The sequence below is a fragment of the Corallococcus terminator genome (genome assembly GCF_003611635.1).
In the GTDB taxonomy this organism is placed as follows: domain Bacteria; phylum Myxococcota; class Myxococcia; order Myxococcales; family Myxococcaceae; genus Corallococcus; species Corallococcus terminator.
Genome location: NZ_RAVZ01000304.1, coordinates 1 through 12,294, shown reverse-complemented (window position 1 = coordinate 12,294; position 12,294 = coordinate 1). Strand labels below are relative to the sequence as shown.

Annotated in this window: 8 protein-coding genes; 3 read left to right on the top strand and 5 right to left on the bottom strand. The window is 69.7% G+C overall.

The window, feature by feature from the left end; all coding sequences use genetic code 11:
• A partial coding sequence (locus D7V88_RS32205) for an Hsp70 family protein (protein ID WP_147448945.1) occupies positions 1-1,787 on the top strand: 1,787 nt, incomplete at its 5' end.
• A gap of 10 nt (positions 1,788-1,797) precedes the next feature.
• Complete coding sequence (gene fliB, locus D7V88_RS32200) at positions 1,798-3,090, top strand: flagellin lysine-N-methylase (protein WP_120544450.1); 1,293 nt, start codon at positions 1,798-1,800, stop codon at positions 3,088-3,090.
• 6 nt (positions 3,091-3,096) lie between these two features.
• Here the strand turns inward: fliB and D7V88_RS32195 are convergent, their stop codons facing one another.
• Complete coding sequence (locus tag D7V88_RS32195) at positions 3,097-3,711, bottom strand: DsbA family oxidoreductase (RefSeq protein WP_120544449.1); 615 nt, start codon at positions 3,709-3,711, stop codon at positions 3,097-3,099.
• A 125-nt stretch (positions 3,712-3,836) separates the two neighbouring features.
• Between D7V88_RS32195 and D7V88_RS32190 the strand changes: the two genes are divergently transcribed.
• The gene (locus D7V88_RS32190; RefSeq protein WP_120544448.1) at positions 3,837-5,867 is read left to right on the top strand and encodes a S9 family peptidase; all 2,031 of its coding nucleotides are present in this window, start codon (positions 3,837-3,839) and stop codon (positions 5,865-5,867) included.
• Between the two features lie 56 nt (positions 5,868-5,923).
• Here D7V88_RS32190 and D7V88_RS32185 read toward each other — a convergent pair whose 3' ends face one another.
• From D7V88_RS32185 to D7V88_RS32170, 4 genes are all read right to left on the bottom strand, one after another.
• The gene (locus tag D7V88_RS32185; RefSeq protein WP_120544447.1) at positions 5,924-6,199 is read right to left on the bottom strand and encodes a hypothetical protein; all 276 of its coding nucleotides are present in this window, start codon (positions 6,197-6,199) and stop codon (positions 5,924-5,926) included.
• Positions 6,200-6,309: 110 nt separating this feature from the next.
• Entirely contained in the window at positions 6,310-7,017 is a 708-nt protein-coding gene (locus D7V88_RS32180; RefSeq protein WP_120544446.1) for a DUF4142 domain-containing protein, read from the bottom strand.
• A gap of 379 nt (positions 7,018-7,396) precedes the next feature.
• Positions 7,397-9,208, bottom strand: a complete 1,812-nt coding sequence (locus tag D7V88_RS32175; RefSeq protein ID WP_120544445.1) for a peptidase MA family metallohydrolase — start codon at positions 9,206-9,208, stop codon at positions 7,397-7,399.
• The coding region (locus D7V88_RS32170) for a DUF4175 family protein (protein WP_372241139.1) at positions 9,205-12,294 on the bottom strand (3,090 nt) is incomplete at its 5' end. The genes D7V88_RS32170 and D7V88_RS32175, both read right to left, overlap by 4 nt.

Here is a 12,294-nt window from a genome sequence, read left to right as displayed (position 1 = left end):
GTCAGGCCCCTCCGGCCCCCGTCGCTCCGAGCGCCCCCGCGATGCTGGCGCCCGCCGCCGTGCCGACGGCTCCCGCGCCTCTACCGGCCCTGGATGCCAATGGCCAGGTGCGCCCCATCTACCTCACGCCGCCGCAGACGCTGGCCGGCACGGGACCGGTCATCGGCATCGACCTGGGCACCACCAACTCCTGCGTGGCGCTGCTGTCCAACGGCCGCCCCATCGTCCTGCGCTCGCGCGAGGGCTACAACACCATCCCTTCCGTCATCTCGCTGAACGCGCAGAACAAGCTGCTCGTCAGCCACCGCGCGAAGAACCAGCTCGTCCTGCGGCCCACGCACACCATCTACGGCGCCAAGCGCCTCGTGGGCCGTCCCTACGACAGCGCCGTGGTGAAGCAGGTGCGCGAGCGCTTCCACTACGAAATCACCCCCGACGCCGCCGGCCGCGCCGCCGTGCGCCTGGGCAATGACGTGCTGTCGCTGGAAGAGGTGCAGGGCATCATCCTGCGCGAGTGCAAGGAGATGGCCGAAGCCCACCTCAACCAGAAGGTGGAGCGCGCGGTGGTGACGGTGCCGGCCTACTACTCCGAGCCCCAGCGTGAAGCGGTCCGCAAGTCCGGCACCATGGCGGGCCTCAAGGTGGAGCGCATCCTCAACGAGCCCACGTCCGCGGCGCTCGCGTATGGCCTCAACCGCGAACTCAACAAGAAGGTCCTCGTCTACGACCTGGGCGGCGGCACCTTCGACGCGACCCTCCTGCGCATCGAGAAGAACGTCTTCGAGGTGCTGGGCACCGGCGGCGACATCTTCCTGGGCGGTATCGACTTCGACAACCTCATCGTCGACTTCCTCCTGGAGCGCTTCCAGGAGAAGGAAGGCATCGCGTTCAACGGGGATGGCATCGCCCTGTCGCGCGTGGCTGACGCCGCCGAGCGCGCCAAGATGGGCCTGTCCGAGCGCAGCACCTTCGAGGTCCACATCCCCATGTTGATGATGGACGACTCGGGCAAGCCCCGGGACCTGCGCGTGATGATGTCGCGCCAGGACCTGGAGAAGATCTGCGACCCGCTGCTCAACCGCACCATCGACGTGGTGCGCGACGTGCTCCTGGACTCGAAGCTGCGCGCGGCCGACGTGGACGACATCATCCTCGTGGGTGGCATGAGCCGCATGCCGCTGGTGCGCGAGAAGTTGAAGGGCCTCTTCGGCAAGAACGCCCAGGCGAGCGTCAACGCGGACGAAGCGGTGGCGCTGGGCGCGGCGCTGTACTCGGGTTCGGTGGACAAGGTGAGCAGCGTGGTGCTCATCGACGTGCTGCCCATGACAATCGGCGTGGCCATGCCCGGTGGCGGCTTCAAGCGCGTCATCGAGCGCAACAGCCCGTTGCCCTCGCAGCGCTCGTTCGCCATCAGCACGTCGCAGGACAACGAAGAGCGGATGGAGCTGTCCATCTTCCAGGGCGAGGACAACCACATCTCCGCCAACGAGTACCTGGGCACCGTGCGCGTGGAGGGACTGCCGCGTGGACCCAAGGGCTCCGTGCGCGTGGCCGTCACGCTCAAGCTGGACTCGGAATGCGTGCTGCACGTGGAGGCGCGCGAGTACTCGTCGCGCAAGGAAGTGAAGGCGACGCTCGCCACGCGCTACTCGCCGGAGGAGCTCCAGAAGCAGCTCCAGGTGAGCAAGGAAGCGGTCAGCGCCGCGGAGGAGCGCCGGGGCGCCGACCTCAAGGACCGCGCGGGCCGCTTCTGGGGGTTCGTGAAGAAGGCCCTGGGTCGCAAGTAGACTCCGGGCCATGACCGCCTCCGCCCCCCGCTACATGGCGCGCTTCCGTTGCATCGCGGAGGCGTGCGAGGACACCTGCTGCGCGGGGCTGACGGTGCCCATCAGCGAGTCCCGCTGGAGCCTGCTGCGCCAGAAGGTGGCAGGTGGTCCGGACGAGGCGCGGGTCGCGTCACTCATCACGCCCAACCCGGATGGCGCCACGGGCCAGCAGGCGGGCATCCTGGGCAAGCGCGCGGACGGACACTGCGCCTTCCTGGATGAGACGAAGCTGTGCTCGCTCCAGAGCAAATACGGCGAAGCGGTGCTGCCGGATGGCTGCTCCGTGTTCCCGCGCGTGCTGACGCGCTGGGGCGCGCAGGTGGAGATGGCCGGGTCGCTTGCGTGTCCGGAGACGGCGCGCCTGTGCCTGCTGGCGGACGACGCGCTGGTGCGTGAACCCGTGCCCGAAGCGCAGGCCCTGCGTCCCCAGATGGCGCGCCAGGTGGCCTCCGGCTCCGACGCGTGGACCGCGCACGCGGAGGTCGTGCGCGAAGCGATGCTGCGACTGCTCGCGCGGCGCGACGTGCCCTTCGCCGCGCGCCTGTACGCGCTGGGACGCATGGCGCTGGACCTGGGCGACTTCTACTTCCCGGGCACGGCTGCCTTCACGGATTCGCAGGCGGAGTCACACGCCGACGCCGAGGATGCGCCCACCGCCGCAGCGCGCCTCGCGAGCATCCTGCGCACCTACGACGCACCCGACACACTGCACACCCTGCGCGACCAGCTCGAAGCGCTGGAGTTGCCCGGAGGCCCCTGGGCCGGCATCTGCGCCGCCGTGCTCCGCTCGCGCGAGGCCCACGTCGGCAGCCAGCGCTACCTGTCCCTCGTGCGCGGCGTGCGCGAATCCTACGGCGGCGCGGACACGACCCCGGACGACGCGTGGCGCCTGCACGTCACCCGCCGCGAAGCCCTGACGTCCCTGCACGGGGAGCGCGTGCACCAGTACTTCCTGAACCACGCGCTCAACCACGTCCTGCGCCACCCGTTCACGGAAGCCTCAAACCTCCTGAATGCGGTGTTCCTCCTCGTGCTGCGCGCCTCCGTGGTGCGCTACGTCCTGCTCGGGCACCCCGCCGTGGTGGCGCTGCTGGACACCCCCGGCACGCCGGTCGCCACCCTGGACGCCGCCGCCGTCGAGTCCTTCCAACTCATCGCCAAGCACGTCGAACAGGCGCCCCAGTTCCTGGACTTCGCGCAGGGGCTGGCCGGCGAAGGCCCGGAGACCTTCGCGCGGCTGCTCATCCTGGTGAAGGGCCTGTAGCGCCCGTCAGCCGCGGGGCTTCGCGCCCAACTGCTCCATGGCCCGCTGGAACGCCGGGTACTCCTGCGCGCCCTGGATGGCCAGCTTCTCCCCCAGGATGAACGTGGGCACCGCGCGGATGCCCATCTCCTGGGCCTCGCGCACCGACGCCTCCACCACCGCCCGGTAGCGGCCCGTCTCCACGGCGTGCTGCAACGCGTCCGGATCCAACCCCGCGTCCGTGCCCGCGCCCCGCAGCGTGTCCCACTGCCAGAGGTCCTGCCCCTCGCTCCAGTACCGGCGCAGCACCGCCGCATGGAACGCGGCCAGCTTGCCTTCCGACTTCGCGTACTCCGTCGCCTCGTGCGCCCGGCGCGTGGACGGGATGATGTCCCGGTGCACCATCTTCAGCCCCTCCCGGGCCGCGCGGACCTTGAGCGGGTTGTTGGGGTCCTTCATGCCCTCGCGCACGTACTCCGGCAGCGGCAACCCCTCCGGCGGCGTCTCCGGCCGCAGGAAGTAGGGGTGCCACTCCACCTGGATGTCGTAGTGCTGCTTGAGCTTCTCGACCTCGGCGAGGCCGACGTAGCACCAGGGGCAGACGAAGTCGGACCAGACATGGATGACGACGGGCGTGGACATGGTCCTCCCCTAACATCGCCGCATCGCGCCAGCCACCCGACCCGCACATCCCACCCTTCGTGGGTGGACAGCGCCTCCCACTGGAGGCACGGTCCGGTTTCCTTTTCCTCAAGGAGGACCTCCCCTTGCCCCTGTCGCTTCTCGCGGCCCTGGCCCTCGGCGCATCCCCGGCGCCCGCCCCCCGGCCGTTCAATCAGCAGGACCTGGTCACGCTGCGCCGGCTCAGCGCCCCGCGCGTGTCCCCCGACGGACGTCAGATTGCCTTCGTCCTGCGCTCCACGGACCTGGAGGGCAACCGCGGTCGCACCGACCTGTGGCTCGTCAACCTGGACGGCACGAACCTGCGCCAGCTCACCGCCCACCCGGACAACGACGGTGAGCCGGTGTGGGCCCCCGACGGCAAGAGCCTCGTCTTCCTGTCCTCGCGCGGCGGCTCCTCCCAGGTGTGGCGCCTGCCCGTGGACGGCGGTGAGCCCCTGCCCGTGACGAAGCTGCCGCTCGACGTGAACAGCTTCGCGCTGTCCCGCGACGGCCAGCAGCTCGCCGTGGCGCTGGAGGTGTTCCCCGACTGCGCCACGCTCGACTGCAACACCCAGCGCGTCGCGGCCGCGCAGAAGAAGAAGAACACCGGCCGCGCGTATGATCAGCTCTTCTTCCGCCACTGGGACGCGTGGAAGGACGGCACGCGCTCGCACCTGTTCGTCCTCCCCGTGGCCGGCGGCACGCCCGTGGACGTGATGAAGGGCATGGACGCGGACGCGCCGAGCAAGCCCTTCGGTGGCGGGGAGGAGTTCACCTTCACGCCGGACGGCAAGGGCCTCGTGTTCGCCGCGCGCGACTCGGGCCGCACCGAGGCGTGGTCCACCGACCTGGACCTGTTCCTGTCGCCCATCGACGGCAAGTCGAAGCCGCGCAAGCTCACCGAGAAGAACCGCGCCACCGACACGAGCCCCGTGTTCAGCCCGGACGGCAAGACGCTCGCGTACGCGGCCATGTCACGCCCCGGCTACGAGGCGGACCGCTTCCGCGTCATCCTGCGGCAGTGGCCGAGCGGCCAGGAGCGCGTGCTCACCCAGGACTGGGACTTCTCCGTCGGCTCGCTCGCGTGGAGCGCGGACGGCGCCACGCTCTACACCACCACCGGCGACGTGGGGCAGCACCCCGCGTACGCGCTGGACGTGGCCACCGGCAAGGCGCGCCGCCTCACGCAGGCGGGCAGCGCGGATGGCGCCCAGCCCGCGGCGGACGGCCAGATTGTCTACGTGATGGATGACCTGGATTCGCCCGCGGACCTGTACGCGGCGAAGGCGGACGGCACCGGCGCGCGGCAGCTCACGCAGGTGAACAAGGAAGCGCTCGCGGGCCTCAAGTTCGGCGCCTTCGAACAGTTCGAGTTCAAGGGCTGGAACGACGAGACGGTGCGCGCCTTCGTGGTGAAGCCCATCGACTTCGACCCAAAGCGCCAGTACCCGCTCGCCTTCCTCATCCACGGCGGACCGCAGGGCAGCTTCGGCAACCACTTCCACTACCGATGGAACCCGCAGGTGTACGCGGGCCGGGGCTACGTGTCGGTGATGGTCGACTTCCACGGCTCCAGCGGCTACGGCCAGGCCTTCACGGATTCGATTCGCGGGGACTGGGGCGGCAAGCCGCTGGTGGACCTGCAGAAGGGCCTGGACGCCGCGCTCCAGCGCTACCCCTTCATCCACAAGCAGAAGCGGTGCGCGCTGGGCGGCAGCTACGGCGGGTACATGGTCAACTGGATCGCCGGCAACTGGCCGGACGGCTTCCAGTGCCTCGTGAACCACGACGGCAACCTGGACGAGCGCATGGCCTACTTCGACACGGAGGAACTCTGGTTCCCGGAGTGGGACCACGAAGGCACGCCGTGGGAGAACCCGCAGTCCTACGCGAAGCACAACCCGGTGGACCACGTGGCGAAGTGGAAGACGCCCATGCTCGTCATCCACGGTGGCAAGGACTACCGCGTGGTGGACACGCAGGGCATGTCCACCTTCACCGTCCTCCAGCGCCGAGGCATCCCGTCCCGCTTCGTCTACTTCCCGGACGAGAACCACTGGGTGCTCAAGCCCCAGAACAGCATCCAGTGGCACGACGAGGTGCTGGGCTGGTTGGACCGCTGGACGCGCAAGTAGCGCGCTCAGGCGTCCCCTGCGGTCTCCGAGCCTCCGGGCCTCCGAGCCTCAGGGGCTCAGGGGATGCCGAAGCAGTCGTCGACGCAGTTGGAGAGGACCTCCGCGCAGGTGCGGTCCACCACGCACTGCGCGCACTCCGTGGTGCGGGCCTGCCGGTTCTCCTTCTCGCTCTCCCGCTCCTCTTCCCAGGCGCTGACCTTGTCGGCGCACTTGCTGGTGTCCAGGTCCGAGTCGAAGCATTCCTTGCGGCGGTCGCAGATGGTGTCGATGTCGTTGGAGCAACCGACGAGCAGGACGGCGAGGCAGGAGGTCAGGGCAATCAGTCGTGACATGGCGCGGGACTATGCATGGAAGCGGTGCCTCCCGGAATGTGCTTCGGAAGGCACCGTGCTTCACCAACAGAGTCCGTGAAGTGAGCACGGAAAAATGGCGGAACGGCCGACTACTTCGTCTTCGTGGTGTCGCCGTGGTTCATGGAGCCGTGGTCCATGGTGCCGCCCTGCATGTCCGTGCCGGAGCCGCCCACGCCCATCGCGCCGCCCAGCTTGCCCAGCGTGGTGTAGGCCATCTGGCGGTGCTGCGGCAGCTCCTTGCTGAGCGTGTCGAGCATGGTGGCCATCTCGCCCGTGGCGTTCATGCCCTGCTTGGCAGCCATCACCTTGCCGATGGCCATGTCATGCGCCGACACCTGGCCGGCCATGTAACAGGAGTCGAACGGGGCGCCCTTGAGAACTTCGAGCTTCGCCGTGTCGGCCTTGGTCGCCGCCATCACCTTGCGCTCCATCTCGTCCATGGGCCTGGGCTCCGCCAGCTTCAGCTTCTGGCCCGTGGCGTAGGTCATGAGCTTCTGGTCGGCGTCCGTGTGCATCTTGATCATGCTGTCCGCGTAGCTCTTCACGTCCGGGTTCTGCGAGTTCTGCTGGGCCAGCTTCGCCTGGAGGATCTCCGTCTGGTTGATGTGGTGGAGGCGCTCCAGGAAGGCCTTCGGGTCCGAGGGCGCCATGAAGCCCTTGTATTCGAGCATGGTGCCCTTGGCGGCCATGGGCTTCGTCGCGGGCATGGTGCTGGGAGACGTGGCGCTCTGGGCCAGCGAGACGCCGCCGGTGAAGAGGACCGCGGCCAGGGTGATGCCGTGCAGGGTGCGCTTCATGGTGTTGCTCCTTGTGTGGGCCTCGCGAAGCGAGGCGGGACGAATCGGTGGATCCGGGACACCCGGGTCGCGCGGCGCACGTTGGAGCAGGGCGCGACAGGGGACCCAGTGGGTGGGAGGACGGACGTGAGCCACCGCACGTTGTGTCAGAGGTCGGGTGTGGCAGTGGACACCCCACCTGTCCCTTGGGACCGGGGGGAGAAGTTCAGTGCCGCACGGAACGCACGGAGGCCCGCGCCTTCCTCAGGGCGGGCCTTGTTCGAAGACGCTGCATGGGAACGCCATCCCGTTCTCCTCGTGCCCGGAAACGTGGGCATCCCGGAGGGACGGGGCTGGGATGGGCGCGGTGCCCCGCCAGGCTGGCTGCCCGGCGGGGTGGCTACTTCACGGTCCCTGAAGGCTCCGGCGCGGGCTTCGGCGCGGGCGCGGGCTTCGGCGCGGGCGCGGGCTTCGCGGGCGTGGCGGCCGGCTTCGGCGCATCCGGCGAGCTTGGGGGGACGTTCGTCTCCGACAGCTCACCTTCGGCGCGCAGGAACGCCTGGGCGGCGCGGTCCACGTCGTCGGGCTTGAGGCCGGTGAGGTTGGACGCGGCCCCCCGCGTGCGCGTGGCGAGCGCCGTCTCTCCCAGCGCCCCGTGGATGCGGGTGAGGGCCAGGTGGATCTCCGGGTCGAACGGGTCGGAGGCCAGGGCCTCCAGGTACGCCGTCTTCGCCTTCGGGTAGTCCTTGCGGAACAGCAGGATGCGGCCCAGGTGCACGTTGGTGGAGGGCGAGCCCGGGTGCATGCGCAGGGAGCCGCGCAGCACGGACTCCGCTTCGTCCAGCCGGCGCAGCTCCAAGAGCGCGAGCGCGAACTTGTTGGACACCGACTCGTACTTGTCGCCCACCAGCTTGTGCGCCCGCGCGTACTCCTCCGCGGCGGCCTTCACGCGGTTGCGCTCGCGCAAGAGCTCTCCCAGGTGCGCGAACTTGCGCGCGGGCACTTCGGTGACCTCCGCGAAGTCGCCGAAGGAGATTTCACGCCCCTTCTTCTCGCCGTCCTTCTTCTCGCCCTTGGCGTCCTCCTTGAGCACCACGCGGTCATCGCGCGGCACCAGCTCCTGGGGGAAGGGCTGCTTCTTCACGTACGACAGCCAGGTCTTCTCGAAGAGGGGGAAGGGCATGCCCGTCGCCGCCTCCACCGCCTTCTTGTCGGACTGGCCCGCCTTCAGCTCCTGGAGCACCGTGCGCAGCCCCTGCGTGCCCTGGGTGCCGTGGATGTAGTCGATGGCGTAGAACACCTCCGCGAACGCGGTGGCCGCGTCCTCCGCCGTGGGCAACATGGCGATGGAGGGGTGCATCTTCTCGAAGGGGATGAGCTTGTCCTCCTTCACGCGCTTGCCCAGCAGGGCCTGCGTGGAGGGCGTCATGGCCAGGCCGCCCTTGCCGCGCCAGCGCGACTCCATGAACTTGGCGATGCCTTCGTGCAGCCAGATGGGCACGGTGTTGTGGCTCATCTGGCTGACCACCAGGTGCACGTACTCGTGCGCCAGCGTGTCCTGCCAGTCGTAGCCCTGCGCCACGGCCTTGGGGCTCGTCACCATCAGCTTGTTGAATTTGCAGATGGCGATGGTGCCGGTGGTGCGGATCTGCTTCTCGGTGAGGGTGCTCACCTTGGACAATTCGCGCGCGTTGTTCACCACCTCCACGCGCACCTTGCCCGGCGGCGTCCAGCCCAGGTCCTCCTTGAGGGCGCGATGGATGGCCTCCAGCGTCTCCAGCGCGTAGGGGACCAGCACTTCGTCCTTCCCCTTCGGGTAGAAGAAGATGAAGTGGTCGCTCTCCGCGCGCAGGTGGTCCTTGGTGATGGAGCGCGTGTCCTTGGCCAGCCGCAGGTAGCTGCCCGGCTTGTCCTCGATGTTCGCGCCCTCCAGCAGCGTCACCGCGTCGTCGTACTGGCCCTCCTCGAAGGACACGCGGCCCTGGAAGTACTTCAGGGGCTCCAGCTCGGAGGGGACGCGCTTCTCCACTTCGGCCAGCTCGCGCCGGGCGCCTCCCACGTCCCAGTCGTCCAGCGACTGCTCCACCTTGCCCAGCCGCTGCTTCACCTCTTCCTTGAGGGAGGTGTCGGGCGGCTGCGCGAAGGCGGCGGGGATGGCGAGGAGCAGGGCGCAAAGGCCCAGGACTCCCGCGTGCGTGCGGTGGCTCCTCACTTCACCAGCTCCTCGTAGTAGCGCTTCACCTGCTCGCGGTACTTCTCCGGCGCGCCCTGCTTCATCGCGTCCAGCAGGTCCTTGCGGAACTCGCGCGGCGCCTGGAACGCGTCCTCGTCCGGCAGCTCCACCTTGTCCTGCGGGTTGCGGCCGTTGCCTTCCTGGCGGCGTCCGGAGCCCATGGGCATGGGCAGGCCCCGGCCACCCTTGCGGCCCTGCTGGCTCTGCTGCATCTGCTGCTGGAAGCGCTTGAGGCCCTCCATCGCGGCCTGCTGTTCGCCGTAGCCCCGGCCCGGGTCCTTGCCCTGCATGCGCTGCGACGCCTCGCCCATGCGCTGGCCCACTTCGTCCATCTGCTGGCCGGCCTCTTCCCCGAACAGCGGCGCCGTCTGCTCCATGTCCTCCATCTGCTGACGCAGGCCCTGCGCGCGCTGCTCCAACTGCTGCTGGCGCTGGCCCAACTGCTGGAGCTGCTGCTTCTCGCCCTGGGACAACTGCGAGCCCGGAGGAGGGAAGAGCGACTGGAGCTGCTGGCTCACGTCCGACACGTCGCGCGCGTCCTTCTTCAACCGTTCCGCGAGCTGCGCGGACTGCTGCCGCACCTCCGGCGGATTGCCGAACATCTCATCCAACTGGCGCTGCTGTTCGCCCATGCTGGACAACTGGCGGGCGGCGTCCTCGGCGCGGGCGGCGGATTCGGCGGCGAGGTCGAAGTCGTCCACCTTGAGCGCGTTCTCCAGGTTGCGCAGCTCGGACTGGGCCTCTTCCAGGGGGCGGGACGCGCGGCTGTTGAGCCGGGCCGGGTCCAGCTTCTGGTAGTTCTCCTGGACCTGCTTCACCTTGCGCGCCAGCTCGTCCTTGAGGGCCTGGCCCTTCTCCTTGAGCCGGTCGCGGTTCTGGTTGCGGGCCTGGTCGCGCAGGGCGCGCGTCTGTTCGGCGACCTTCTGCTGTTCGTCCATGGTGCCCTGCAGGTCGTCCATGAACTTGCCGAACTTCTCCGCCAGCTCCGGGTACTGCTCCGCGCCGAACTCCTCCTGGGACTTGTCCATGGAGTCCAGCATCTCGTCCATCTGCATGCCCAGCTCCTGGAGCTTCGCCAGGGCCTCGTCCGCCTTGCCCTCTTGCATCAGGCGCTCCACCTCATCCATGGCGCCCTGCATGTCCTCCTGCTGCATCATCTCCGACAGCGCCTCGGCGTTGAGGTGCTCGTCGCGGATGCCCTTGCGCAGTTCGGCCATGCGCTGCATCAGCTCCTGGATGCGCGACTTGAGCTGTTGGATCTGCTGCATCACCTGCTCGCGCGCGGCCTCGTCCGGGTTGGCCTTGTACTGTTCGATGAGGCGCGACAGGTCGCGGCGGTCGTTGGCCAACTGCTTCGTCAGCTCCTGAAGGGCCTCCAGCTTCTGCCGGTCCAGCAGGGACTCCAGGTAGAGGATGTCGCGCTCCAGGCCCTCGATTTCGTCGTCCACCACGGCGGTGAGCCTTGTGCCGGTGCCCCAGTCCTCGCCGCGCGCGCGCTGGGTGCGCAGGTACAGGCGGCGGAAGTCGGCGGTGGTGCTGACGCTGCGCTTCAGTTCCCCGCCGATGTTCGCCAGCGCGGAGACGATCTCCTTGGGCACGTCCTTCTCGCGCGACAGCTCCGCGCCCTGCATGCGGAAGTCCTCCGCGAGCGCCGTGCCGCTGGCGTCCACGGTGCGCGCGGCCTCCACCGCCTGCGCGTCCTTCTGCTTCGCGCGGTCGGGGCCTTCCAGCCGGTCCGCCAGGTGGTCCACGAGCCGACCCCACAGCGCTTCGGCCTTCTCCAGCGCGGCGCGGCGGTGCTCGGCGGCGCTGTAGACGCGCAGGGTCTGCGTGCGGCTGACGCCCTTCTTGGGGCCCTCCACCGCGTCGTTGTCCTTGGCCTCCACGTAGTAGGTGATGCGGTCGCCGGGGGCGGGCTTGAGCGGGCCCAGGTCCCAGGTGTACGTGCCCCGGCTGCGGCGGCTGTCCTCGCGGGGCAGGTTCACGCGCGTCTCCTGCTTCGCGCCGGGCATGCGGAACACCAGCGACAGGCCGGACAGGCCGTAGTCGTCCTGGGCTTCGTACTTGAGCGTCACCCTCTGGCCGGGGTCGACCTCCACCTCGGCCGCGGGCGTGAGCAGCGTCACCTGGGGCGCCTTGTCCGCCTCCACGGTGAGCGGGATGTCCGGGCCCACCGCGAGCGCCTTGGAGCGCGAGCCGTAGAAGACGAAGTGGTAGTGGCCGCCCTGCTTCGCGACGAAGCTGCCGGTGAGCTCGCGTCCGCCCGTCACGGTGAGCGGCAGGACCTGGTCGTTGACGACGACCTCCGCGCGCTCGATGGGGCGGTCCGAGCGCGTCTTCAGCGCGACCTCGGTGCCGGAGGGCGCGCTCACCTCGCCGTTGGTGCCCGGCACTGTGCGCGGCGCGAGGCCGGTGTACGCGGGGTAGCGGTACGTCAGCTCGATGTCGCCGGTGATGGGCTCCACCTGCGCGGCGGTCTCCGGACGCGCGGCCTGCGCGCGCAGGTGCTTCCAGCCCGCGGTCCACCGGTCGCCCACGAAGAACATCAGCACCGCGAGCGCCAGCACCGCGCCCCCGGACGCCAGGGCCACGCGGCGCAGCGGCTGGCCGTCCACCACCCGCCGGGGGTCCACCGTGCGGGCGCGGTCGTCCATCTGCTGGAGGAACGCGTCCGCGAGCTGCGGGGACCAGCCGGCTTCCTCACGACGCGCGTGGGACAGCTCCACCGCCGCGAGCACGTCCAGCGACAGCTCCGGCCGGCGCTGGCCCACGAGCCGGGCGGTGCGCAGGTCATCGCCCACCTGCCGGCGCGCGAGCACGAGGCCGAAGAAGCACGCGACGGCCGCGCCCACCGGCACGGCGAGCCACAGCAGGGCCTGGGCGAGCCCCGGGGCTGCCCGGCCGAGCAGGCCCGTGGCGGTGAGGAGCACGAGGGCGGCGACGGTGCCCAGGAGGACGCCCTGGATCCACAGGTGGCGGCGCTGGCGGGTGCGAACGCTGGCGAGCAGGTCCGCGACGCCGCGCGAGCGCGCCTCGCGCCGGGCCTGGGGAGGCGGGGCCGGAGG